The 21,844-nt window shown below is 71.4% G+C and carries 22 protein-coding genes; 9 read left to right on the forward strand and 13 right to left on the reverse strand.

Annotated features, from left to right (window positions below; genetic code table 11):
• The gene (gene dbpA / locus ASF43_RS27860; RefSeq protein WP_056189262.1) at positions 1–1,401 is read right to left on the reverse strand and encodes an ATP-dependent RNA helicase DbpA; all 1,401 of its coding nucleotides are present in this window, start codon (positions 1,399–1,401) and stop codon (positions 1–3) included.
• Between the two features lie 137 nt (positions 1,402–1,538).
• Between dbpA and ASF43_RS27865 the strand changes: the two genes are divergently transcribed.
• The 4 genes from ASF43_RS27865 (at position 1,539) to ASF43_RS27880 (ending at position 4,239) form a co-directional block, all read left to right on the forward strand.
• The gene (locus tag ASF43_RS27865; protein WP_056188988.1) at positions 1,539–1,910 is read left to right on the forward strand and encodes a hypothetical protein; all 372 of its coding nucleotides are present in this window, start codon (positions 1,539–1,541) and stop codon (positions 1,908–1,910) included.
• 61 nt (positions 1,911–1,971) lie between these two features.
• The gene (locus tag ASF43_RS27870; protein ID WP_056188991.1) at positions 1,972–2,322 is read left to right on the forward strand and encodes a hypothetical protein; all 351 of its coding nucleotides are present in this window, start codon (positions 1,972–1,974) and stop codon (positions 2,320–2,322) included.
• Between the two features lie 112 nt (positions 2,323–2,434).
• A complete protein-coding gene (locus tag ASF43_RS27875; RefSeq protein WP_056188994.1) occupies positions 2,435–3,769 on the forward strand; it encodes a hemolysin family protein in 1,335 nt (444 codons plus the stop codon).
• A complete protein-coding gene (locus tag ASF43_RS27880) occupies positions 3,769–4,239 on the forward strand; it encodes a hypothetical protein (protein WP_056188997.1) in 471 nt (156 codons plus the stop codon). The genes ASF43_RS27875 and ASF43_RS27880 overlap by 1 nt, the downstream gene beginning before the upstream one ends.
• On the opposite strand, the gene ASF43_RS27885 is transcribed toward ASF43_RS27880, so the two are convergent.
• The 3 genes from ASF43_RS27885 to ASF43_RS27895 are packed head-to-tail and all read right to left on the reverse strand — an operon-like array spanning position 4,208 to position 7,949.
• Positions 4,208–5,413, reverse strand: coding sequence for a phospholipase A (locus tag ASF43_RS27885; RefSeq protein ID WP_235578393.1), 1,206 nt, complete (start codon positions 5,411–5,413; stop codon positions 4,208–4,210). The two genes, ASF43_RS27880 and ASF43_RS27885, sit on opposite strands and share 32 nt — an antisense overlap.
• A gap of 47 nt (positions 5,414–5,460) precedes the next feature.
• Positions 5,461–5,886 carry a hypothetical protein gene (locus tag ASF43_RS27890; protein WP_056189000.1) on the reverse strand — a complete coding sequence of 142 codons (426 nt, stop codon included), beginning with the start codon at positions 5,884–5,886 and terminating at the stop codon, positions 5,461–5,463.
• Positions 5,883–7,949, reverse strand: coding sequence for an ATP-dependent helicase (locus ASF43_RS27895; RefSeq protein ID WP_056189003.1), 2,067 nt, complete (start codon positions 7,947–7,949; stop codon positions 5,883–5,885). Before ASF43_RS27895 ends, ASF43_RS27890 begins: the two co-directional genes overlap by 4 nt.
• Before the next feature lie 181 nt (positions 7,950–8,130).
• Between ASF43_RS27895 and ASF43_RS27900 the strand changes: the two genes are divergently transcribed.
• Both ASF43_RS27900 and ASF43_RS27905 read left to right on the forward strand, forming a co-directional pair.
• Positions 8,131–9,711 (forward strand): methyl-accepting chemotaxis protein, encoded by a 1,581-nt coding sequence (locus tag ASF43_RS27900; RefSeq protein ID WP_056189006.1) that lies wholly within the window; start codon positions 8,131–8,133, stop codon positions 9,709–9,711.
• Between the two features lie 42 nt (positions 9,712–9,753).
• Positions 9,754–10,722, forward strand: coding sequence for an AEC family transporter (locus ASF43_RS27905; protein ID WP_056189267.1), 969 nt, complete (start codon positions 9,754–9,756; stop codon positions 10,720–10,722).
• Here the strand turns inward: ASF43_RS27905 and ASF43_RS27910 are convergent.
• The 3 genes from ASF43_RS27910 to ASF43_RS27920 all read right to left on the reverse strand — a co-directional run bounded on the left by ASF43_RS27910 (position 10,685) and on the right by ASF43_RS27920 (position 13,873).
• Entirely contained in the window at positions 10,685–12,298 is a 1,614-nt protein-coding gene (locus ASF43_RS27910; RefSeq protein WP_056189009.1) for an FAD/NAD(P)-binding protein, read from the reverse strand. The genes ASF43_RS27905 and ASF43_RS27910 overlap by 38 nt on opposite strands.
• On the reverse strand, positions 12,286–13,068 hold the full coding sequence (locus ASF43_RS27915) for a transporter substrate-binding domain-containing protein (protein WP_056189012.1): 783 nt from the start codon (positions 13,066–13,068) through the stop codon (positions 12,286–12,288). The genes ASF43_RS27910 and ASF43_RS27915 overlap by 13 nt, the downstream gene beginning before the upstream one ends.
• A 70-nt stretch (positions 13,069–13,138) precedes the next feature.
• On the reverse strand, positions 13,139–13,873 hold the full coding sequence (locus tag ASF43_RS27920) for an aldolase (protein ID WP_056189015.1): 735 nt from the start codon (positions 13,871–13,873) through the stop codon (positions 13,139–13,141).
• 135 nt (positions 13,874–14,008) lie between these two features.
• Between ASF43_RS27920 and yghU the strand changes: the two genes are divergently transcribed.
• The gene (yghU, locus tag ASF43_RS27925; RefSeq protein WP_056189018.1) at positions 14,009–14,878 is read left to right on the forward strand and encodes a glutathione-dependent disulfide-bond oxidoreductase; all 870 of its coding nucleotides are present in this window, start codon (positions 14,009–14,011) and stop codon (positions 14,876–14,878) included.
• Between the two features lie 254 nt (positions 14,879–15,132).
• Here yghU and ASF43_RS27930 read toward each other — a convergent pair whose 3' ends face one another.
• The 4 genes from ASF43_RS27930 to ASF43_RS27945 all read right to left on the reverse strand — a co-directional run bounded on the left by ASF43_RS27930 (position 15,133) and on the right by ASF43_RS27945 (position 17,885).
• Complete coding sequence (locus tag ASF43_RS27930) at positions 15,133–16,461, reverse strand: lytic murein transglycosylase (protein WP_056189022.1); 1,329 nt, start codon at positions 16,459–16,461, stop codon at positions 15,133–15,135.
• 49 nt (positions 16,462–16,510) lie between these two features.
• Positions 16,511–17,092: an MOSC domain-containing protein gene (locus ASF43_RS27935; RefSeq protein ID WP_235578394.1), complete on the reverse strand. Its 582-nt coding sequence runs from the start codon at positions 17,090–17,092 to the stop codon at positions 16,511–16,513.
• A 4-nt stretch (positions 17,093–17,096) separates the two neighbouring features.
• Positions 17,097–17,354, reverse strand: coding sequence for a hypothetical protein (locus ASF43_RS27940; RefSeq protein WP_056189025.1), 258 nt, complete (start codon positions 17,352–17,354; stop codon positions 17,097–17,099).
• A 99-nt stretch (positions 17,355–17,453) separates the two neighbouring features.
• On the reverse strand, positions 17,454–17,885 hold the full coding sequence (locus ASF43_RS27945) for a YgiW/YdeI family stress tolerance OB fold protein (RefSeq protein ID WP_082498216.1): 432 nt from the start codon (positions 17,883–17,885) through the stop codon (positions 17,454–17,456).
• Here ASF43_RS27945 and ASF43_RS31055 point away from each other — a divergent pair.
• Together ASF43_RS31055 and ASF43_RS27950 are read left to right on the forward strand one after the other, a co-directional pair.
• A complete protein-coding gene (locus ASF43_RS31055; protein ID WP_156373554.1) occupies positions 17,884–18,042 on the forward strand; it encodes a hypothetical protein in 159 nt (52 codons plus the stop codon). The two genes, ASF43_RS27945 and ASF43_RS31055, sit on opposite strands and share 2 nt — an antisense overlap.
• Positions 18,043–18,049: 7 nt before the next feature.
• Positions 18,050–19,315 (forward strand): DNA glycosylase AlkZ-like family protein, encoded by a 1,266-nt coding sequence (locus ASF43_RS27950; protein ID WP_235578395.1) that lies wholly within the window; start codon positions 18,050–18,052, stop codon positions 19,313–19,315.
• A 60-nt stretch (positions 19,316–19,375) separates the two neighbouring features.
• On the opposite strand, the gene ASF43_RS27955 is transcribed toward ASF43_RS27950, so the two are convergent.
• Together ASF43_RS27955 and ASF43_RS27960 are read right to left on the reverse strand one after the other, a co-directional pair.
• Positions 19,376–20,161: a class II aldolase/adducin family protein gene (locus ASF43_RS27955; protein ID WP_056189026.1), complete on the reverse strand. Its 786-nt coding sequence runs from the start codon at positions 20,159–20,161 to the stop codon at positions 19,376–19,378.
• Positions 20,158–21,786, reverse strand: a complete 1,629-nt coding sequence (locus tag ASF43_RS27960) for an FAD-dependent monooxygenase (protein WP_056189030.1) — start codon at positions 21,784–21,786, stop codon at positions 20,158–20,160. Before ASF43_RS27960 ends, ASF43_RS27955 begins: the two co-directional genes overlap by 4 nt.
• Positions 21,787–21,844: the final 58 nt, after the last annotated feature.

Consider the following 21,844-nt stretch of genomic DNA (forward strand, 5'->3'; position numbering starts at 1 on the left):
TCAGTCTTCGAGCAGCCGCACCTTCACGCTCTTGCCCTTGATGCGCCCGGCGTTGAGCCGGCGCACGGCGTCGTGGGCCAGCTGGCGCTGCACCGCCACGTAGGTGGAGAACTCGTTCACATCGATCTTGCCGATCTGCTCGCGCGTGAAGCCGGCCTCGCCGGTCAGCGCGCCCAGCACGTCGCCGGCGCGGATCTTCTCCTTGCGGCCACCCAGGATCTGCAGCGTGGCCATCGGGGGCAGGGCGGGCGGCTGGCCGTCGTCCGTCAAGGCATCGAGCTTGTCCCATTTCGTCGGCTGGCCTTGCAGCAGCTCGATGCGGCCCACGCGGCCCATCTCGTCCATGCTGGCCAGGTTCAGGGCCAGGCCCTTCTCGCCGGCGCGGCCGGTGCGGCCGATGCGGTGCACGTGGACCTCGGGGTCGGGCGTCACCTCGACTGTGACCACGGCCGCCAGGCGCGCGATGTCCAGCCCGCGTGCGGCCACGTCTGTTGCCACCAGCACGGTGGCGCTGCGGTTGGCAAAGCGCACCAGCACCTGGTCGCGCTCGACCTGCTCGAGCTCGCCGTACAGCGCCAGTGCGGCGAAGCCGTGGCCCCGCAGCACGGCCAGGAGGTCGCGGCACTGCTGCTTGGTGTTGCAAAAGGCCAGCGCGCTGTCGGGCTTGTGGTGGCGCAAGAGGCGCACCACGGCGTCCAGCCGGTCGTCCTCCTTCACCTCGTACCACTGCTGTGTGATGTGGCGCAGGTCCTGTTTGGCCTCGATCTTGATGGTCAGCGGGTTGCGCAGGAACTGCTTGGACAACTGCGCGATGCCCTCGGGATACGTGGCCGAGAACAGCAGTGTCTGGCGGTCGGCCGGGCATTGCCTGGCCACCTTCACGATGTCGTCGTTGAAGCCCATGTCCAGCATGCGGTCGGCCTCGTCGAGCACCAGCGTGCGCAGGCCTTCGAGCTGCAAATGGCCGCGGTCCAGGTGGTCCATGATGCGGCCCGGCGTGCCGACCACGATGTGGGCGCCGTGTTCCAGGCTGGCGGTCTGGTTGCGCAGCGGCACGCCGCCGCACAGGGTCACGGTCTTGATGTTGTCCTGCGCACGGGCCAGGCGGCGCAGCTCGGTCGTGACCTGGTCGGCCAGCTCGCGCGTGGGGCACAGCACCATGGCCTGCACGCCGAAGAAGCGCGGGTTGAGCCGGGCCAGCAGCGCCAGGCCGAAGGCGGCGGTCTTGCCGCTGCCGGTTTCGGCCTGGGCGATCAGGTCGCGGCCCTCCAGCGCGGGGGGCAGGCTGGCCGCCTGGATGGGCGTCATGCGCTCGTAGCCCAGCTGGGCCAGGTTGTGCAGGTCGGCGGGGGACAGGGGCAACCGCGCGAAGTCGGTGTCCGAAGGATTGGATGCAGGCATGTGGCGATTGTCGGGGTCTGCCCCGCTGAACAGCGCGCACATTGCGGCGCAGAATCGCGAACTGGACGCGATGGCCGCCGTTGCGCGGCTTTTGCAGGCAGCAAGCCCTTGCAAGATGCTCCCCGAAAGGACACCGCATGGATCTCCAGTACCAGTTGAAGGCCGGCAGCTACTACCTGTACGACATGGGCACGCCAGCCAGCCAGCTCACCGGTGAACACCAGCTCAAGCTGAAGACCGACACCGTGGCGCTGGCCTTCGACGCCAGCACCGGCCACCTGCACCAGCACGGCAACCCGGCGCGCATCCACTCCTGGGCCATGGGTGCGCGGCGCCGGCTGCGGGCCGCCGGCGCGCAGGAGAGCGCCAACGACATCGTGGTCGTCTCCGGCCCGCTGCCGGTGGACGAGATCAACAAGTGCCTGTCCGTGCGCGGCTACTGCCGGCGCATGTTCGCGCGACTGGACAGCCTGCCGCACGGCAAGTTCGGCGCCCCGGCGCGCGGCTGACAGGGCCGCGCAAGGCCCGCCGGCACAGGGGTTTGCGGCCCGCACCTAGAATCGCGCCCTTATGCGTTCCCGGGCCCTTGCCTTCTTCCTTGCCATCGTGATGGCCTGGATGGGCTTCGCGGCACAGACCGAGGCCGCCTCCCTCACCTCGGAAAGCCTGGCCGAACACGTGCTCGCCGCACAGGCCGGCACTGCGCTGGCAGACGCACGCGCCAGCGCCGGCGGCTCGCTGGACGACCACCACCTCGACGACCTCCCGATCCAGCTGCTGGCCGACCTGGTCGGCCTGTTGTGCCAGCCCGGCGCCACCGGCGCGGCCGGCCTGCCGATCCGGCCCGACGTGCCGCTGGCCCAGGCCGGGCCGCCGCCCTATCTGGACGGGCTGCGCCGCCCTCCCATCCTGGGCGCCTGAGCCGCCCCCTGCCGCGCGCCCTGCGCGGGCCTTTGCGCCTTCCTTTCCCCTGCCATGGCGGCCGGGGCCGCTGCATGCAGCGCGACCTTCTTTTCTTTCCTTCGGGTGTTCTGTGGAAATTCTTGTTCTCCTGGCCTTGGTCCTGATCAATGGCATGTTCGCGATGTCGGAGATCGCACTGGTCACTGCGCGCCGCGCGCGATTGCAAAAGCTCGTGGACGAAGGCGATGCGGCGGCCGCGGCCGCCATCAAGCTCGGCGAAGACCCGACGCGCTTTTTGTCCACGATCCAGATCGGCATCACCTCCATCGGCGTGCTGAACGGCATCGTCGGCGAGGCCGCACTGGCCCAGCCGCTGGCCGCCTGGCTGACCGAGCTGGGCGTGCCCGCGCCCTACAGCGGCTATGGCGCGACCGGCCTGGTGGTCGTGCTGATCACCTACGTCTCCATCGTCGCGGGCGAGCTCGTGCCCAAGCGCCTGGGCCAGACGCACCCGGAAACCCTGGCGCGCCTGATCGCCCGGCCGATCGATTTGCTGGCCACGGCCACCAAGCCCTTCGTGCGGCTGCTGACCATCTCCACCCAGGGCCTGCTGCGCATGCTGGGCGTGAAGGACGGCAACCCCAACCCCGTGACGGCCGAGGAGATCCACGCCATGCTGGCCGAGGGCACGACGGCCGGCGTCATCGAGTCGCACGAGCACGACATGGTGCGCAACGTGTTCCGGCTCGACGACCGGCAGATCGTGTCGCTGATGGTGCCGCGCAGCGACGTCGTCACGCTGGACGTGAACCTGCCGTTCGAGGAGAACCTGGCGCGCATCGAGGCCAGCGACCATGCGCGCTTCCCGGTGGTGCGCGGCGGGCTGGACGACGTCGTGGGCATCCTCAACGCGCGCCAGTGGCTGTCGCGCGCGCTGCGCGACGGCAACCGCGACCTGGGCCTGCAGGCCATGCAGGAGCCGCTGTACGTGCCCGAGACGCTGACCGGCATGGAGCTGCTGGACAACTTCCGCTCCACCGACATGCACATGGCCTTCGTGATCGACGAGTACGGCGAGGTGCAGGGCATCGTCACGCTGCAGGACCTGATCGAGGCCATCACCGGCGAGTTCCAGCCGCGCGACCCGCAAACGTCCTGGGCCGTGCAGCGCGAGGACGGCAGCTGGCTGCTGGACGGCCACATTCCCGTGCCGGAGCTGAAGGACCGGCTGAACCTGGCCGCCGTGCCCGAGGAGGAGCGCGGCCGCTACCACACGCTGTCGGGCATGCTGATGCTGCTGTCGGGCCGGCTGCCCAAGGTGGCCGACACCGCCGAGTGGGAAGGCTGGCGCCTGGAGATCGTCGACATGGACGGCAAGACCATCGACAAGGTGCTGGCCATGCGGCTGGAGGTGGGCACCGGCCCGGCCGTCGAGGCCGCGGCCGAGCCCGAGGCGCGCGCCTGATGCTCCATGCCTTCGTGCTGGCCGGCGCGCTGGCGCTGACCGCCTGCGTGGACGGCTACCCGACCGAGGACGCGCCGTTGCTGGACGAGTCGGCCATGAGCGTGGCCCAGCTGCTGGCCACGCTGAACGGCGTGGGCGGCCGGCCGCATCTTGCGGCGCACTATCGCTACGCGATGGCCGGCGACTGCGTGCTGCAGGTCACGGCCGGCCGGCGCGGCGCCGAGGCGACGGCGCAGCTGCCGCTGGCCGGGGCCGAGGTGCAGATCCGCACGGCCGACGGCGAGGAGGACTGGCAGGTGCTGCTGCGCCCGGCCGGCGCGGCGGATGCGGCGCCCGTGCCGATGCTGCAGGGCGGCAAATGGGCCGAGGCGGTGCAGGCGCGCTCGCTGGTGCAGCAGTTGCAGCGGCGCTGCGCGGCTGCCCAGGCGCTCGCCGGCCTCAGAAGTCCATCAGGCTCAGGCCCACACTGAAGACGGTCTTGCGCACGTTGTAGTCGATCAGGCTGTCGCCGTAGCCGTGGAAGATCTGCGTGTGCAGGCGCAGCCCGCTGCGCAGCCAGCCCTCGCCCTGCGGCCCCAGGGCATGCTGCCACTCGAAGCGGGCCGAGCCCTTGCCGTTGGTCTTGAGCGGGTGGCGCAGCGTGAGGCTCAGGTTGTCGCGGTTGGACAGCGTCCAGCCGCCGGTGATCTCGGCGCGGCCGATGTAGTCCGTGATGTCCGGGTTGTCGTCGCTCTTGGCGTCTTCGCTCAGGCGGTGCCAGACGCGGCCCGTGACGCGGAAGCGCTCGTCCTTGCTCTCGGCGCCGGCCATCAGGTAGACGCGGTTCCAGCTGCGGGACAGTGGCAGGTTCTGCCCGTTGGACTGGTGCACGATGCCCAGGCCGCTGTAGCGCAGGCGCCAGCTGCCCAGCTCGGCGTAGGTCGGGTAGACGTAGATCAGCTCGGGCTCGTGGTCGGTGGCGCGGAACGGCCGCGACAGCTCGGGCGAGAACACCTGCCAGAACGATTGCTGCGAATAGCCCAGCCACAGCGAGTCCACGCGGTCGCCTTCGCGCGGCGTGAGCAGGCCCTGGGCCAGCTTGGTGCGCACCGAGAGCTGGATGCGCGCCTCGGTGCGGCGGTAGCCCTCCACCTCGGTGGACTGGTTTTCCGGGTTGGGCGTGCCCGGCGTGCGGTTCACGCTGCTGGACTGCGCCAGCGACAGGCTGACCGGGCGGTAGCCGCGCAGGCTCAGCACGCCGCAGTCGGTGCCCGATTCGAGCTCCCAGACGCGCGACAGCACCGAGTAGCGCGTGTCGTGGCAGCGCTCGACCACGGGCGCCTCGGGCGCGGCCAGCGGCGTGTCGGCCACGACGGCGGTGGTCGCCGTGCCGCCGGTGGATGCCGGCTTGTTGGTCGTTGCGCCCTGCTGCGGCGTGCGCGCGGCGGCCTGGGCGTTGACGGCCGCGGCCTCCGTGGCCTGCTGCCTGGCCCAGGCGTCGAAGCAGCGCAGGCGCGCGGCGTCGTCGCCGGCCTGTGCGGCGCAGGTCTGCCACGACGGCACGGAGCCAGGGGCCGGCACGGCGGTCTGGGCCTGCGCCTGGCTGGCCCAGCCCAACAGCAGGGCCAGCGGCGAGAGCAGGAAGGGAATGCGGAGCAGGGGCATGCGGTGTCCTCGTGCGTGGATGGGGGAATTCGGGCGGGCGCGATTGTTCATTGCCAACCGCCTTGTCGGCGCAGGATGAACGCGCGTTGTGTGCCGGTGTTGCCATCCGTCCACACTCCGCGGATCTCCTTGCCGCAGGAGCCTTCGACCACTTCGCCGATCCAGTTGGCCGAGATGCGCTGGCCGTCCAGCGATTCCTCCAGCGTGAAATCGCCGTCGTTGGCATCGCCGACCACCTGGGCCGAGACGCCGTCGCGCTCGACGCGGCCGCGCACGCTGTCGGTCAGTTCCTCGTGGCGCTCCAGCCGCAGCGTGGCGGTGGGCCGGTCGGGGGCATCGGGCCACTGGGCACGCCAGGCGCCGTAGAGATGGGCAGCGCGCAGCTCGTGCGGTGCGGGGCAGGCGGGTGGGGTGTCCTGCGCGTGGGTGGCGCCCGCGGCCAGCGCCAGCAGCGCGGTGGCGAAGGCCTTCATGGCAGGTTGGCCGCCGCCGCGCTGGCCGCCTTCTTCGCAAACTCCGCCCGCAGCGCGCGCAGCTTCTCGCGCGGGTCTTCCTTCACCGTGGTCTTGTCCAGCCCCATCTCGGCGATGAAGCGGCTGGGCAGGGCGGCCACCATCTCGCGGCCCTTCTTGCGCTTGCGCGTCCAGGTCACGGCCAGCGTGCGCTGGGCGCGCGTGATGCCCACGTACATGAGGCGGCGCTCTTCCTGCAGGCGCTGCGCGGTCTCGTCGCTGACCACCTGCTGGCGGCCGTTGTCGTCTTCGAGCTTGAAGGGCAGCATGCCCTCGTTCACGCCCACCAGCATCACGTGCGGCCACTCCAGGCCCTTGGAGGCGTGCAGCGTGGACAGCACGACCAGGTCCTGGTCCTTCTCGCGCTCGCTCATGGTGGAGATCAGCGACACGGTCTGCGCCACTTCCATGAGCGACTTGGTTTCGGTGCTGCTGGACACGCCCGCGCCGTCGTCCAGCTCGCCGCCGCAGCGCGCCGACATCCAGTCCACGAAGTCCATCACGTTGGACCAGCGCGAGGCCGCGGCCTGCTCGCTCTCCTCGCCGTCGTAGATGTGCTGCTCATAGCCGATCTCTTTGAGCCACTCCATCATGAAGGCGCGCGCATCCTCGGCGCCCATGGTGCGGCGCGCGCTGTACTCCAGGTGGTTGATGTAGCGGCCGAACTCCTGCAGGCTCTCGAACGCGCGGCGCGGCAGCAAACTGCCCAGCGAGGCCGAGAACAGCGAGGCGAACAGCGAGAGCTTGTACTGCGTGGCGTACACGCCCATCTGCCCGAGCGTGGTGTGGCCAATGCCGCGCTTGGGCGTGGTGATGGCGCGCAAAAAGGCCGGGTCGTCGTCGTTGTTGACCCACAGCCGGAACCACGCGCACAAATCCTTGATCTCGGCCCGGTCGAAGAAGCTCTGTCCGCCCGACACCTTGTACGGGATCTGCGCCTTGCGCAGCGCCTTCTCGAAGGGCTTGGCCTGGTGGTTGGCGCGGTACAGCACCGCGAAATGGCGGAACTCCTGGTGCTGCGAATTGGCCCGCAGCGACTGGATGCGCGCCACCACGCGCTCGGCCTCGTGCTCCTCGTTGTCGGCATCGATCACGCGCACCGGCTCGCCCTCGCCCAGCTCGGAGAACAGCGTCTTGGGGAACAGCTTGGGATTCGGCCCGATCACGTTGTTGGCCGCGCGCAGGATGGCGCTGGTGGAGCGGTAGTTCTGCTCCAGCTTGATGACCTTCAAGTTCGGGTAGTCGACCGGCAGCTTCTTCAGGTTGTCCAGCGTGGCGCCGCGCCAGCCGTAGATGGACTGGTCGTCGTCGCCCACGGCCGTGAAGCGCGCGCGTTCGCCCACCAGCAGCTTGAGCACCTCGTACTGCGTGGCGTTGGTGTCCTGGTACTCGTCGACCAGCACATGGCCCAGCAGGCGCTGCCATTTCTCGCGCACTTCGGCGTGGTCGCGCAGCAGGCGCAGCGGCATGCCGATCAGGTCGTCGAAGTCCACGCTCTGGTAGGCCGTGAGCCGCTCTTCGTAGCGGCCCATGATGCGCGCCGTGATGCGCTCGTTGTCGTCCACGGCCTGCGCCTCGGCCTGCTCGGCCGTCAGGCCCATGTTCTTCCACTTGCTGATGGTCCACTGCCAGATGCGGGCCGTGGCCGCGTCGGTGGTGCCGCCGGCGTCCTTCAGGATGCTGGTCACGTCGTCGGTGTCCAGGATGCTGAACTGGGGCTTGAGGCCCACGCGGTGGCCGTCCTCGCGCACCATGCGCACGCCCAGGGCGTGGAAGGTGCAGATCGTCACGTCCTTGGCGGCGCGGCCGATCAGGTGCTTGGCGCGCTCGCGCATCTCGGCGGCGGCCTTGTTCGTGAAGGTGATGGCGGCGATGCGCTTGGCTTCCAACCCGGCGTTGATCAGCGCGCCGATCTTCAGCGTGATCACGCGCGTCTTTCCCGAGCCGGCGCCGGCCAGCACCAGGCAAGGGCCGTGCACGTAGTTCACGGCCTCCTGCTGGGCGACGTTCAGACCTGATGACATGGGGAAGGAGTGGCTGCGGCGGGAAGGCGGCGCGCAAGGCTTGCGCGCGGGGCCGGGGGATCATACCGGTAGGCTTACGTGAGGCTTATTGCAGAAATTGAACGTATGCAAGAATTCATTTGACAGAAATCAGGACAAATGAATACATTCCTCCCCCGGATGAACTCCAAGGATTTCCACCATGTCACGCGCATCCTTCGGCATCGGTCGTCGCCTGTACCTGCTGGCCTTCGTGCTGGCCGCCGCGCTTGCCGCGGTCGCCTGGTTCGCGCACCTGAAGATGTCGGCCGTGTCCGAGCTGGCCTCCCGGACCGAGAGCATGCGGGTGCCGCAATTGCGGCGCATGGCGGCAACCGAGCTCAACGTCACGCGCGTCTCGCTGCAGCTGCGCCATGCCATCCTGGCGCGCACGCCGCAGGAGATGGCGGCCGCCATTGCCGACATCGGCGAGAAGCGCAAGCTGATGGACCAGACGCTGGCCGCCTACGCAGGGGCCATGTCGCCGGATGACCAGGCCAAGTTCGCGCGGGTCACCGACCTGGTGGCCGGCTTCTGGCAGACCGGCGAGGCCAACCTCCAGTTGATCCAGGCCGGCCGCAAGGCCGAGGCCTTCGAATTTCTCGTCGACCGCACCATCCCGGCGCGCAACGCCCTGCTCGCGGCAGTGGCCGAACTGGTCGGGCTGCAGGAAGAAGCACTGCGTGGCGACCTGGCGCAGGTGCGCACGCAGGCGGCCACCACCACGCGCGTGCTGGTCTCGCTGGTGGTCGCCGCCATCGTGGGCCTGGTCGTGTTCGCCGGGTACATCTCGGCCGTGCTGCAGCGCCGCGTCGCGCAGTCACGCGGGGTGGCCGAGCGGGTGCGCGATGGCGATCTCAGCGCGCACACCCACGACGGGCAGCGCGACGAGTTCACGCCGCTGCTGACCGCCCTGGGCGACATGCAGCAGGCACTGGGCCGGGTCGTCTCCGGCGTGCGGGCCAGTGCCGTGAGCGTGGCCAGCGCCAGCGGGGAGATCGCGCAGGGGAACTCCGACCTGAGCCAACGCACCGAGCAGCAGGCCAGCACGCTGCAGACCACCGCCGCATCGATGGACCAGCTCAGCTCCACCGTGCGGCAGAACGCCGACAGCGCCCGCCAGGCCAACGAACTGGCCCAGGGCGCCAGCGCCGTGGCGTCCCAGGGCGGCAGCGTCGTGCGCGAGGTCGTGGACACGATGCAGGGCATCAACGACAGCTCGCGCCGGATCGCCGACATCATCAGCGTCATCGACAGCATCGCCTTCCAGACCAACATCCTGGCGCTGAACGCCGCCGTGGAAGCGGCGCGGGCCGGTGAGCAGGGCCGCGGCTTCGCGGTGGTGGCCAGCGAGGTGCGCAACCTGGCCGGCCGCTCGGCCGACGCGGCCAAGGAGATCAAGTCGCTCATCGAGGCCAGCGTGCAGCGCGTGGAGCAGGGCACGGTGCTGGTGGCCCGGGCCGGCACGACCATGGACGAGATCGTCTCCGCCATCCGGCGCGTGACCGACATCATGGGAGAGATCAGCAGCGCCAGTGCCGAGCAGAGCGAGGGCGTCGCGCAGATCGGCACCGCCGTCATGCAGATGGACCAGGCCACGCAGCAGAACGCGGCACTGGTCGAGCAGAGCGCGGCGGCGGCGGCCAGTCTGAACGAGCAGGCCCAGACCCTGGTGCAGGCCATGGCGATCTTCAAGCTCGATGCCGCGGGCTGGGCGCCCAGGCTGGCGGCACCGGCGGCCTGACGACGACCCGGGTGGCCGCATGGCGCGGGGACAATGCGCCCCGTGCTCGCCATCCTGTCCGTCACCTTCCCCTTCTTCGCACTGATCCTGGCCGGCTACCTGGCCGCGCGGCGGCGCATGCTGCCGCTGGAGGCGATCCCCGGCCTGAACGGCTTCGTGCTGTTCTTCGCGCTGCCCTGCATGCTGTACCGCTTCGGCGCCAACACGCCGCTGGCGCTGCTGCTGGACCTGAGCGTGGCCACGGTCTACCTGCTGTGCGGCCTGGTCATGGTGGCCTTCATCGTGGCGGCCAGCCTGAACCGGCGCGTGCGCTGGAACGACGCGGCTTTCGGCGCCCTGGTCGGCGCGTTCCCCAACACCGGCTTCATGGGCGTGCCGCTGCTGGTGGAGCTGCTGGGCCCCTCGGCCGCCGGGCCGATGATCGTGACGCTGCTGGTGGACATGCTGGTGATCTCGTCGCTGTGCATCGCGCTGTCGCGGCTGGACGGCGCGGGCAGTGCCGGCGCGCGCCAGGCGGCCGGCAAGGCGCTGCGCGGCATCGTGGTGAACCCCATGCCGTGGGCCATCGTGCTGGGCATCGCCAGCCAGGCCATGGGGCTCACGCTGTGGCCGCCGCTGGGCGCCACGCTGGGCCTGCTGGCCGACGCGGCCTCGCCTGTGGCGCTGTTCACCATCGGCACGGTGCTGGCGCGCTCGCAGATGCTGGCCGCGCGCGGCCACCACGCGGCGCCGCCGTTGCGCGACGTGGTGCCGGTCGCCCTGGTCAAGCTGGTGCTGCACCCGCTGCTGGTGCTGCTGGTCGGCGCCTCGGCGATCCAGCTCGGCCTGCCGCTCACGCCGTTCGCGCTGGTGGTCATCGTGCTGACCGCGGCCTTGCCGAGCGCCAGCAACGTGTCGCTGCTGTCCGAGCGCTTCGGCGCCGATACCGGCCGCGTCGCGCGCATCATCCTGTGGTCGACGGCGGCGGCGTTCTTCAGTTTCTCGGGAGCGGTGGCGCTGATGAAGGGCTGACCGGATGCGCGGCGAACAGGCCCGCCAGCAACTGTTCGACCACGCTGGCCATCGTGAACGCCGAGCTCGTGAAGAACGCCGGGCCCCACAGCAGCATGTTGGCGGCATAGGTGCAGCGGCTGCCGTCCAGGCGGAACGTCTGCAGGTCGACCGCGACGCCGTCGGACACCTCGCCGTCCAGCCGATAGGGCTGCGCCAGCCCCTGTGCGTGCAGCGATGCGAGCAGCGCGCCCTGGTGCGGGCTGGCGACACGGCGGTCCACGGCGCCCGTGGCGTTGACCAGCACCCGCGCCTGCTCCAGGCCGAAGCGGTGGGCGATGGTGTAGGCGCTGCCATCGGGCTGCAGCGCCACGCCGTGCACGCCGGTGCGCACCACGAGCCGGCCCGCACGGTGCAGGGCCAGCAGGCGTTCGGCGGTCGGGATCGGGCAGGTGGCGGCATAGGTCAACACGGCCGACTCCACGTGCGTGCGGTACAGGCGCTGCTGGTCGGGGCGCAGCCAGCCCTGCGCGAACACCTGCCACAGCAGGTCTTGCGCGTTGTCCGCCAGGTCGGCCAGGAAGTTCGCGCCGTCGCCACCACTGGCCGCCGCGATGTCGGCGGCCAGCAGGGCGCCGGCATGCCGGTTCACGGCCTCGGCGCTGTCGCAGTTCGCGTAGGGCGCCAGCACCTGCGGCCAGTCCACGGCCTGGCCGTGGGCCGCAGCCTCCTCGTCGACCAGGGCCTGGATCGCGGCCAGCGTCAGCCCGCCCTGGCGGGCCAGGCCGGCCAGCACCGGCGCCACCAGCCGCGTGCGCCGGATCGGCAGCGGCGTGCGGCTGTGCATCTTCTTGAGCCGGCCCGAGCGCGAGCACAGCACCACCTGCCGCGCGTTGGGACCGGCCCGGTACTGCAGCACGCCGGCCGCATCGCGCACGAAGCTGCAGCCCGTGCGCGGCGCGAACAGGCGGTTCACGATGTCGTAGGCGCTCAGCGATGCGCCCAGCACATGGCAGGTGGCGTCCAGCGGCAAGTCATCGAGCGCATCGCCGCCGATGTGCGCAAGCACGTAGACGGCGCCCGCGCCGGCCGGCGCTCTGGGCGCGGCCTGGCGGTCCGGGCAGCGGCCTGTGGTCAGGATGGCCGCATCGGCGGCCACCTCGCCACCGTGCCATTGCACGCGCACGCCGCCGTGCGCCGGCTCCTGCAGGCCCGTCACCTCGGCACCGATCAGCTCGACCTGGATGCCCTTGATGGCCGCGCTGGTCTGCGCGGCCCGCACCGTGTCGGCCAGAAAACGGCCGAACTCGCGGCGCGGCAGGTGGCCTCGCGGGTCGATGGCGCGCTGCTGGCCGGCCAGCCAGTCCAGGAACGCGCGCCGGTGGCCGGGCACCAGGCACATGGTGCCCGTGGTGTTGTTGATCAGGTAGTCGGCGCAGTCGTCGAGCCGGTAGGGGTAGCCCGGGCCGAACACGCCGCTGGCCTCGAAGACCGTGATGCGCCGCACGGGGTGGCGGTCCACCAGCTGCCACAGCGCGCTGGTACCGGCGAAGCCGCAGCCAATGATGACGACGTGGGCAGGCGCTATTTGAGCCACTTGTCGGCAGCCTGCTGGAGCCCGCCGCGTGCGTCGACCTGGCCCCACACGAAGCCCATCACGCGCGTGTAGTCGGCATCGTCCACGGGCAGCATGAAGCCCAGCGTGCTGCGTGGCGTGAGCGGTGCGTCGATGAAGGCCGCGTGCAGGCGTGGGTCGACGCGGCTGTAATGCAGCGCCTCGAAGGTCTCGGTGATCATCACGTCGCCCTTGCCCTCGGCGATCAGCGCCGGGATCTCGGCGTTCTTGTCGTGCGTGGCGACCTGGGCGGCCTTCAGGTTCTCCAGCACATAGGCTTCGTTGGTGCCGCCCGGGTTCTTGATCACGCGCACCTCGGGCTTGTTCAGGTCGGCGGCCGTCGCGAATTTCGCCTTGTCGGCGCTGCGCACCAGTGCGACCTTGCCGAAGGGCGCGTAGCCCGGCAGCATGCCGACCAGCCGGATGCGGTTCACGTTGCGCGTGATGCCGCCCACGGCCACGTCGAATTTGTCGGCCTGCAGGTCCTTCATGAGGTTGGGCCAGCTCGTGGGCACCCATTGGACCTTCACACCCAGCTCCTTGGCCATGGCTTCCACCACGTCGACGTCGTGGCCCGAATAGCCCGCATCGGTCTTGATCGCGAACGGCCGGTAGTCGCCCGGCGTGCCGACGCGGATCAGCTTGCTGTCCATGATCCTGTCCAGCCGCGGGCCGGCCTGTGCGGCAGGGGCCAGGGCCAGGCTGGTGACGAGGGCGGCGGCGGCCAGGGCGAGAAGCGTGGGGCGGGTCATGGGGGCATCCAACAAGTGAGAACTGGAAAGGAGCGGCGCGCGGGCGCCGCAAGCGGCCGGCGAGAATAGCTCACAGCGTGCGCCGCAAGGCTTCGAAGAACAGCTCGGACTGCAACCGCTCGCCCAGCGTCTGGTCGCGCACCTGCAGCGCGATCGCGGCGTCCACCGGCACCAGCGCGCGGCCCGTGGACTGGGCGATGACCTGGGCCATGCAGGCACGCTCCAGGTAGTACAGGTCGTCGTAGGCGTGGTCGATGCGCGCGCCGCAGACCACCACGCCGTGGTTGCCGAGGAAGGCCACGTCGGCGCCACCCATGGCCCGCGCGATGCGCTCGCCTTCGGACGCGTCGAGCGCCAGGCCGTTGTAGTGCGTGTCGGCTGCGGCGCGGCCGTGAAAGCGCATCGCGTTCTGCGACAGCGTGGTGTCCAGCAGCCGGTCGCTCGTCAGCGTGAGCGCCGTGGCATAGGGCATGTGGGTGTGCAGCACGCAGGCCTGGCCGCACAGCCGGTGGATGGCGGCGTGGATGAACATGGCCGTGGGCTCGACCGCATGGCGGCCGGCCAGCGCGTTGCCTTCGCCGTCGACCAGCACGATGTCGTCGCCCTGCACCTCGCTCCACAGCAGGCCGCGCGGGTTCAGCAGGAAGCGGCCCGTGCCGTCCGGCAGCTCGATGCTGAAGTGGTTGCACACGCCCTCGGCCAGGCCGTGGTGCGCGGCCGCGCGCAGCGCCAGGGCCAGGTCGTCGCGCAGGCGCTGCACGGGCGCGGAGTCGAAGTCGTTCTGGTGCTGGCTGAGCTGGGTCATGCGGGTGGTCGTGCCGTGTCGTGGGGGGTGCGGCATTGTGCGGGAGGCAGGCCTGCGCCTGCACGGAAAACGACCCGCCCGTATAGTCGCCCGGCCCTCGCGCCCTGGCCCGCACACACCCCTGGAGATCCCTGCATGACGGACGCTTCCCCCTACACACCGCCCTCGGCCTGGACCTGGAACAAGGCCAGCGGCGGCCGCTTCGCCAACATCAACCGGCCCATTGCCGGCGCCACGCACGAGAAGGACCTGCCGGTCGGCCGCCACCCGCTGCAGCTGTATTCGCTGGCCACGCCGAACGGCGTCAAGGTCACGGTGCTGCTCGAAGAGCTGCTGGCGCTGGGCCACGCGGGCGCCGAGTACGACGCCTGGCTCATCAAGATCAACGAGGGCGAGCAGTTCGGCAGCGGCTTCGTCGCGGCCAACCCGAACTCCAAGATTCCCGCGCTGTGGGACCGCAGCGGCGCCACGCCCGTGCGCGTGTTCGAGTCCGGCGCCATCCTCTTGTACCTGGCCGAGAAGTTCGGCGCCTTCGTGCCGGCCGGCGGCGCGGCGCGCGCCGAGTGCCTGTCCTGGCTGTTCTGGCAGATGGGCAGCGCGCCGTTCGTGGGCGGCGGCTTCGGCCATTTCTACGCCTACGCGCCGACCAAGATCGAATACGCGATCGACCGCTACGCGATGGAGGCCAAGCGCCAGCTCGACGTGCTGGACCGGCACCTGGCCGACCACCGCTACCTGGTCGGCGACGACTACACCATCGCCGACATGGCCATCTGGCCCTGGTACGGCGCGCTGGCCCAGGGCCTGCTGTACGAAGCCGGCGAGTTCCTGCAGGTGCAGGACTATGCGCACGTGCAGCGCTGGACGGCCGCCATCGCGCAACGCCCGGCCGCCCAGCGCGGCCGCATGGTCAACCGCACCTGGGGCCAGCCGGCCAGCCAGTTGCCCGAGCGGCACGACGCGGCGGACTTCGACACGCTGGCGGCGCGCCAGCCGGCGCCGTAAGACCCGCATGCCCCGCAATTCCGACGGGTTCCTGCCCGTCCGGCGGATGAACGCGTGGCGGAAATTCGCCGCGTCGCTGTAGCCCAGCCGCGTCGCGATCGCCTCGTGCGTCATGGAGGCCGTGCGCAGCTCGGCCACGCCGAAGGCCGGGCCTCCCAGGTTCTGGCCCCCCCTCATGCGGCTCGCAAGACGCCCGGCGCCGCGGAATGTGCGGATCGCCCGGATCGCTGGTTGGTTTCGGACAGCGCCTGGCGCTACGGCGCCTGCAGCCCGCGCAGCAGCTCGGGCGTGGGGTAGCCGTCGGCCGGCAGCCCGGCGCTGCGCTGGTAGTTGCGGATCGCGCTGCGCGTGGCCGGCCCCATCACGCCGTCGGGCGTGCCGCTGGCAAAGCCGCGCACGTTCAGCGCCTCCTGCAGCGCGCGCAGCTGGCTGCGCCCCATGGCCGGCATCTCGCGCGGCCAGGGCGCCTGCACGCCCGGGCCGCCGGTCAGGGCCTGCGACAGCAGGCTCACGGCCAGCGCGTAGCTGGTCGAATTGTTGTAGCGCAGGATGGTGCGGAAGTTGGCGCCGACCAGGAAGGCCGGCCCACGGGCGCCGGCCGGCAGCAAGATGGTGGCCTCGGCCAGGCTGGGCAGCGGCGCACCGTTCAGCCCCTGCACGCCTTCGGCCGCCCACTGCGCGCTGGGCTGGCGCAGCGCCTCGTCGGCGCGCCCGTAGTCGAAGCCGGCCGGCAGCTGCACCTCGGTGCCCCAGGGCTCGCCGGCCTGCCAGCCCGAGCGCGCCAGGAAGTTCGCGGTCGAGGCCATCACGTCGGCCATGCTGCCCCAGATGTCGCGCCGGCCGTCGCCATCGGCGTCCACCGCGTAGGCCAGGAAGTTGGACGGCAGGAACTGCGTCTGGCCCATCGCGCCAGCCCACGAGCCCACCATGCGCGCGCGGGCGATGTCGCCGTTCTGCAGGATCCTCAGCGCCGCCAGCAGCTGCCCGCGCGCCCAGTCGGCGCGCCGGCCCTCGAAGCCCAGCGTGGCCAGCGCGTCGATGGTCGGGATGTCGCCGTAGTGCGTGCCGTAGTTGCTCTCCATGCCCCAGATCGCGGCCAGGATGCCGGCCGGCACGCCGTAGCGCGCGGCGGCGGCGTCGGCCTCGCGGCGCACCTCGAGCAGCTTGTCCTGCCCGCGCGCCACGCGCTGCGGCGAGACGGCCGTGTCCAGGTATTCCCACACCGTGCGTGTGAACTCGGGCTGGGCGCGGTCGGAGTCGACCACGCGCGGGCGGTACTGCACGCCGTCGAACGCGCTGTGCAGCGTGGCGTCGCTGATGCCGGCGGCGCGCGCGCTGGTGGAGAACTCGGCGATCCAGCGCGCGAAGTCCTGCGCGACGGCGGCTTCGGCCGGCAAGGGCGCCACCGCAGGCGCAGCCGCGGCGGGCGCCACGGGCGCTGCCGGTGGTGCCGGTCGTGCGGTAGGGGCTGCAGCCGTGGGCGCGGGGGGTGTGGGCGGTGCGCTGGCACAGCCTGCGAGCGCGGCGGCCACCAGGGCCAGCAGGCTGGCGCGGCGTGCGGGGAACGGTGTCATGGAGTGCATGCAGCCGATTTTGTCGCCGCTGCCATTCCGGGGCGCCCGTGGGTGTGTTTCAGGCGCCTGCGACTGCCACGTGGACCGCATCGCCGACCTGGATGTCGCCGCCGGCCACCACGCGCGCCGTGAGCCCGCCATGGCCGCGCAGCGCGTTGTAGGCGCCCGGCCCCAGGGCCGCCTCCATCTTGGAGCAGGGATCGCAGGGCCCGGTGGCCAGCAGCACCACCTGCGGGCCGATGTGGATGTGCAGCGGTTGGTCCGCGAACAGCGTGCGTGCGGCCAGGAGGTTCAGCCCGGAGATCACGAGATTGCGGCGCAGGACGGCCGCATCGAGCGCGTCGCGCCCGGTCCAGGCAGCGATCAGCGGCAGGTGCTCGGCCTGCAGCAGCGTGACCTGGCGCTTGTGCCCGCCCGGCCGCGTGGCAGCCGCCTTGGCGCTGCGGTCGCCCTCCAGCCCGCGGTCCTGCACCGCCACGGCATGGTCGACGCTGCGCACGGGGATGTCGCGGCCCGGCCGCAGCAGGATGGCCTGCACGCGGCCGGTGCGCGGAAACTGGCGGGTGAGCTGGCGCAGGTCGGGCAAGCGCGCGATGCTCGCACGGGCCGGCCGTGCGGCGGCCGTGCGCGGCGGGGTCAACGCGTCAGACCGCGTTCTTCAGCGACTTCTTGGCCTTGTTGGCCGAGGCCTTGGCGCGGTTCTTGTGGTAGCCCGACTTCACGTTGTTCACCGCCTTGCCGACCGGCCCGCTCTTCTTGGCCTCGCTGTCGGCGCGCTTCTCGTCGAGCTTGTGCTTGGCCGCGTCCGTGGCCTCCGAGGCGGCCTTGCCGACCTGGGCACTGGCGGGGACGGCGGCCAGCAGCGTGAGCGACGTGGCAAGGGCGATCAGGATTTTGTGCATCTGGGTCTTTCTGGAAGGGGGTGCGGCATGGTGACGCGGTGCAGCGGCCTTGCCTGTCAGCCGCCGCCGCGTCCGTGCGCGCGGCGGCGATGGTGCCGCTCAGCGCACCAGCGTCAGCCGGTCCACTTCGAACTCGGTCTTGCGCAGGCCCTTGTCGAACTCGCCGAGCAGCTCCACGCGCTGCTCGGCGCTGACCGTCTGGCCGGCCGGGAAGCGCTTGGCGTCGACCTCCACCGTGATGCGGCCCGTGTCGTCGGCAAACGTGTACTTGTCGTCGCCGTCGTGCGAGACGATGCGGCCCTGCAGGCGGGCGTGCTGGTCGTCCTTGCCGGTGTCCAGCAGCTGCTTGACGGTCACGAGCTGCACCGAGCTAGGGCCGGTGTAGCCGCTGGCCTGGCCCTGGGCCGGCGCCGGGGTGGCCGCGGCGGCGCTGGGGCCGGTGTAGCCGGGGGCGGGTTGGGCATAGGCCAGAGGCAGCGCGAAGGCCGTGGCGACGGCGAGGGGCAGGGCGATGAGGCGGATGGAACGCATGGTGAAACTCCTTGGGGTTGAGATGAAAGTGCAGCGCCTGTCGCTGCATGGCTGCATTGGACAGGCCGAAGATGAAGGCAATCTGATGCGCGGCGCGCCGGCCGTGCGCGGCAAGCCGTGCCAGCCGAGCGCGCATCCACAGGCCGGCCTGGGATGATGGCGCCATGCCCGCGCCTTTGACCCTTGCCACCCTGCGCCGCTACGCCATCGCGCGCACCCTGTTCAAGCCCACCACGCTGCCGCGCGCCATCACCCGGCTGGGCTTCGTGCAGGCCGACCCGATCCGCGCCCCGGCGCGCGCGCAGGACCTCACGCTGCGCCACCGCGTGGCCGGCTACCGCGCGGGCGACCTGGAGCGGCGCTACGGCCGGCTCGGCATCGAGGAGGATTTCTTCGTCAACTACGGCTTCCTGCCGCGCGCGCATGCGGCGCTGATGCACCCGCGCACGCCGCGCCAGGCCTGGACGGCCGAGCGCACACGGCAGGCCGCGGCCGTGCTGGAGTTCGTGCGCGCACGCGGCGCCGTGCACCCGCGCGAGGTCGACGCGCACTTCGCGCACGGCAAGGCCAGGAACTGGTTCGGCGGCAGCTCCAACGCCAGCACGCAGCTGCTGGACGCCATGCACTACGGCGGCCTGCTGCGCGTGGTGCGGCGCGACGGCGGCACGCGCGTCTACGCGGCGCGCGACGGCGTGGCGGCCGAGGCGCTGGCGCCGCTGCCGGCCGCGCGCGTCGATGCCTTGCTGGACCTGATCGTCGCCAAGTACGCGCCCCTGCCGGCCGCCAGCCTGGGCCAGTTGCTGAGCCATCTGCTGCGCGGCGGCACGCCGCAGTGGTCGGCCGAGCGCGCAGCCGCGCTGGCGCGCGCGCGGCAACGCCTGGCTATGGCCCGCGTCGACGGCGTGGACTGGTACTGGCCGGCCGCCGACAACCCGGCCGCCAGGCGCTGGCAGCCCGACGCCGCCGTGCGCCTGCTCACCCCCTTCGACCCCGTGGTCTGGGACCGTCGCCGCTTCGAGCTGTTTTGGAACTGGGCCTACCGCTTCGAGGCCTACACCCCCGCGCCCAAGCGCGTGCTGGGCTACTACGCGCTGCCGCTGCTGTGGCACGAACAGGTCATCGGCTGGGGCAACCTGTCGGTGGTGGGCGGGGAACTGGTGGCCAGCTTCGGCTACACCGCGGGCAGCGCGCCGCGCAGTGCGGCGTATCGCGCCGGGCTGGCCGAAGAACTGGCACGCATGCAGGCGTTCCTCGGGCTGGACGAAGCCCTCAGCCGCCCGGGTCCAGCGCGGACAGCGATGGCTGGGGCAGCGCGTGCAGGGCTTCGTCCAGCGCCTGGCGGCAGCGCGCCTCGTCGCCCACCTGCTCCATCAGCAGCAGTGCCAGCCGCGCCAGGAACAGCGACTCGCGCGCCGGGCCGGCTGCGGTGATGGCCTGGGCGCAGGCCGCGTACAGGCGGTCGCGCGCATCGGCCTGCAGGGCGACGGTGTTCATTGCTTCCATGAGGGGTCCATCCGGTCGATGCGCCGCAGCATGGCGGCGAACAGGTCCTGCCCCATGGCATCGCCGCGCAGGAAGCGGCGCGCATCCTCCACGCAGCCTTGGCGCACGGCCTCGGAGATCGGCTGGCGCGGGCCCAGCGCGGCGCCGGCCACCTGCACCTCGCAGGCACGCTGCAGCGCCCACAGCGTGTACAGCGCCTTGGGCAGCGTCTCGCTCCACACCAGCAGGCCATGGTTGCGCAGGACCACGGCCTGGCAGGCGCCCACGCTGGCCAGCAGGCGCGGGCCTTCGTCGGCATGCAGCGTGATGCCCTCGAAGTCGTGGTAAGCGACGCGGTCGCTGAGCTGGGCCGCGTAGAAGTTGCTGATCGACAGGCCCTCGGCGCTGCAGGCCACCGCCATGCCCGCCGTGGTGTGCGTGTGCATCACGCACAGCGCGCCGGGCAGGTGCCGGTGCAGCGTGGCGTGCGGCGTGAAGCCGGCCGGGTTCACGGGCCAGGCGCTGTCGCTGAGCACGCGGCCGTCCAGGTCCAACTTCACAAGGTTGCTGGCCGTGACCTCGCTGTAGTGCAGGCCGAAGGGGTTGATCAGGAAGTGGTGCGCCGGCCCCGGCACGCGCAGCGAGATGTGGTTGTAGATGCCCTCGCTCCAGCCCCACAGGTCGAAGATGCGGTAGCAGGCGGCCAGTTGCAGCCGGGCCTGCCATTCGGGCGCGCCGATGTGCGGCGGGCACGCGGCCAGTGCCGCAGGCAGGGGGTCGTAGACGGTGTTCATGCGGTGGTCTCCTCGTGGTGGATGCAGGCGGCGCGGCACAGTGCGGCGGCCAGCGCGCCGGGTGGTGGCAGGCCGGGCCAGCGCGCCGCGACATGGCCGTCCGGGCGCAGCAGCGTGCAGCCGGGCGCCTGCGGCCGGATGCGGGCCAGCCGCAGCCCGCTGCGGCGTTCGGCATCGGCGATCTCGGCGACCAGTGCAGCGTCCTGCGCGTCGCACAGCAGGCTGAAGCCCGTGCCCAGTGCGTCGAGCAGATGGCCCGCGGCCAGCGGCCGGTCGGGCATGGCCTCGCCAGGGCCGGGGCCGGGCATGGGCTGCGCGTCGGGCGTGGACAGGGGCGAGCCCGCGTAGCGCACGGCCTCGGTCTGGCGCGGGTTCACCAGCTGGGCAATGCCGCGGTGGCGCTCGGCCAGCGACAGCGCGGCCTCGCGCAGCAGGTCGAAGCCGCGCGAGGGCGGCGACATGAATTCGGTGCTGCGCATCGCGCTCTCGGCGTTGATGTGGAAGGCGGCGATGCGCTCGTGCGAATAGCTGTCCAGCAGCGCCGTGCCGGCCTGGCGCTGCGCCACCAGCGCCAGCTTCCAGGCCAGGTTGTCGGCATCGTCGAAGCCCGAGTTCAACCCGCGCACGCCGAAGATCGGCATGGCATGCGCGGCATTGCCGGCGAACAGCACGCGGCCGTGGCGGTAGCTCTGCAACGTCATCGCGCCGGCGCGGTAGACCGAGGTCCAGACCGGCTTCCACGGCAGATGGCCTTCGCCGATCGCGTCCAGGTGCCGTTGCACGAAGGCGCGCACGGCCTCGGGCTGCAGCGCGTCCGCGGTGCTCTGGCCCGGGCGCAGCTGGTAGTCGATACGCCAGATGTCGTCGGGCTGCGGGTGCATCAGCACGGTGGAGCCGCGGTTCCAGGGTGGGTCGAACCAGGCGCGGCGCTCGGCCGGGTGCCGGCTGGGCAACTCGATGTCGATGATCACGTAGCTGCCCTCGTAGGCCGCGCCGTGCAGCTCCAGGCCCAGGGCCTTGCGCACGAAGCTCTGGCCGCCATCGCAGGCCACCAGCCAGTCGGCGTGCAGCGTGTAGCCGCCCAGCGCATTGCGCGCCTGCAGCGCCACGCCGCCTGCCTGGGGCGTGAGGCCTTCCAGCGCCGTGCCCCAGCGCAGGTCGATCAGCCCCGGCGTGGCGGTGTTGCAGCGCGTGATGGCGTCCAGCAGGAACTGTTCGATGTAGTACTGCGACAGGTTCAGCATGGGCGGCAGCGGCTGCGCCGCGTCGTGCGGCATCTCGAAGCGCAGCACCTCGGTGGTCTTGTAGAAGCTGCGTCCGGCCGTCCATGGCAGGCCCTTGGCCAGGAACGCGTCCAGCGCGCCCAGCCGCTGCAGGATCTGCAGGCTGCGCCGCGACACGCAGATCGCACGGCTGCCGGTGCAGACCGTGTCGTCCGCCTCGAGCAGCACGCTGGCCACGCCCTGGCGCGCCAGGCCCAGCGCCAGCGCCATGCCGACCGGCCCGCCGCCAGCGATCACCACCGCATGGCTCCGTGCTTCCGCGCCCTGCGCCAGCGGCGGCAGGCGCGGCGCATGGCGCGTGTAGTGGAACTGGCCGACCGGCGGCGGGGTGCTCTGCGGCATGTGGTCTCCTTGGGCTGCGTGTGCAACGGGATTGTGCGGATGCGCCAGCGCCCGGTGT

Origin of the sequence: Pseudorhodoferax sp. Leaf267 (genome assembly GCF_001422405.1) — a bacterium.
Taxonomy (GTDB): Bacteria; Pseudomonadota; Gammaproteobacteria; order Burkholderiales; family Burkholderiaceae_C; genus Pseudorhodoferax.

Bases quoted from the DNA above. Each gene is read 5' to 3' on its own strand.
- ASF43_RS27870 (WP_056188991.1), top strand. From the start codon at position 1,972: ATGCGTTCCCGGGCCCTTGCCTTCTTCCTTGCCATCGTGATGGCCTGG.
- ASF43_RS27930 (WP_056189022.1), bottom strand. From the start codon at position 16,461: ATGCACTCCATGACACCGTTCCCCGCACGCCGCGCCAGCCTGCTGGCC.
- ASF43_RS27955 (WP_056189026.1), bottom strand. From the start codon at position 20,161: ATGAACACCGTCTACGACCCCCTGCCTGCGGCACTGGCCGCGTGCCCG.
- ASF43_RS27920 (WP_056189015.1), bottom strand. From the start codon at position 13,873: ATGACCCAGCTCAGCCAGCACCAGAACGACTTCGACTCCGCGCCCGTG.
- yghU (WP_056189018.1), top strand. From the start codon at position 14,009: ATGACGGACGCTTCCCCCTACACACCGCCCTCGGCCTGGACCTGGAAC.
- ASF43_RS27945 (WP_082498216.1), bottom strand. From the start codon at position 17,885: ATGCGTTCCATCCGCCTCATCGCCCTGCCCCTCGCCGTCGCCACGGCC.
- ASF43_RS27900 (WP_056189006.1), top strand. From the start codon at position 8,131: ATGTCACGCGCATCCTTCGGCATCGGTCGTCGCCTGTACCTGCTGGCC.
- ASF43_RS27915 (WP_056189012.1), bottom strand. From the start codon at position 13,068: ATGACCCGCCCCACGCTTCTCGCCCTGGCCGCCGCCGCCCTCGTCACC.
- ASF43_RS31055 (WP_156373554.1), top strand. From the start codon at position 17,884: ATGGTGAAACTCCTTGGGGTTGAGATGAAAGTGCAGCGCCTGTCGCTG.
- ASF43_RS27880 (WP_056188997.1), top strand. From the start codon at position 3,769: ATGCTCCATGCCTTCGTGCTGGCCGGCGCGCTGGCGCTGACCGCCTGC.
- ASF43_RS27895 (WP_056189003.1), bottom strand. From the start codon at position 7,949: ATGTCATCAGGTCTGAACGTCGCCCAGCAGGAGGCCGTGAACTACGTG.
- ASF43_RS27960 (WP_056189030.1), bottom strand. From the start codon at position 21,786: ATGCCGCAGAGCACCCCGCCGCCGGTCGGCCAGTTCCACTACACGCGC.
- ASF43_RS27950 (WP_235578395.1), top strand. From the start codon at position 18,050: ATGCCCGCGCCTTTGACCCTTGCCACCCTGCGCCGCTACGCCATCGCG.
- ASF43_RS27885 (WP_235578393.1), bottom strand. From the start codon at position 5,413: ATGCCCCTGCTCCGCATTCCCTTCCTGCTCTCGCCGCTGGCCCTGCTG.
- ASF43_RS27940 (WP_056189025.1), bottom strand. From the start codon at position 17,354: ATGCACAAAATCCTGATCGCCCTTGCCACGTCGCTCACGCTGCTGGCC.
- dbpA (WP_056189262.1), bottom strand. From the start codon at position 1,401: ATGCCTGCATCCAATCCTTCGGACACCGACTTCGCGCGGTTGCCCCTG.
- ASF43_RS27865 (WP_056188988.1), top strand. From the start codon at position 1,539: ATGGATCTCCAGTACCAGTTGAAGGCCGGCAGCTACTACCTGTACGAC.
- ASF43_RS27890 (WP_056189000.1), bottom strand. From the start codon at position 5,886: ATGAAGGCCTTCGCCACCGCGCTGCTGGCGCTGGCCGCGGGCGCCACC.